The sequence below is a fragment of the Vibrio sp. 2134-1 genome, from assembly GCF_033339495.1.
In genome coordinates this window covers 1-514 of the sequence record NZ_JAWOUS010000973.1, presented here as the reverse complement: position 1 = coordinate 514, position 514 = coordinate 1, and the positions used below count along the sequence as shown (strand labels likewise).

Annotated in this window: 1 protein-coding gene; it reads right to left on the bottom strand. The window is 46.1% G+C overall.

The features are described from left to right. Nucleotides 1-92: 92 nt before the first annotated feature. A partial coding sequence (gene tatC / locus R7R78_RS29555) for a twin-arginine translocase subunit TatC (RefSeq protein ID WP_225475018.1) occupies nucleotides 93-514 on the bottom strand: 422 nt, incomplete at its 5' end.

Genomic DNA, 514 nt, shown 5'->3' with positions numbered 1-514 from the left:
TGAAAGTTAAGTAGTTAGCCAAAAATAGCAAACCAACCGCAACAAAAAAGCGGCTCATTTGAGCCGCTTTTTACTGTCTAAAAACTGAAGGATTACTCCTCTTCTTCCTCATCTTTACGAGTGTAAAAACGAGCAAAGAACAGACCAACCTCAAACAGTAAACACATTGGGATCGCAAGTAACGTCTGCGAAATCATGTCTGGCGGCGTCAGCAGCATGCCGACAACGAACGCAGCCACAATAATGTATGGACGCTTCTCTTTTAGGTCTTGCGGCGTGGTCGCCCCAGTCCAACAAAGTAGGATAATCGCCACTGGCACTTCGAACGCAATACCAAACGCCATAAACAGCGCCAGCACAAAATCTAGGTAGCTCGAAATATCGGTCGCAAACTCAACCCCACCGAGAGAAATCGCAGTAAAGAAGCCAAATACCAGTGGAAATACCACGTAATACGCAAAGGCCACGCCACAGTAAAACAGCAACGAGCTAGAAAACAGCAATGGCATGATCA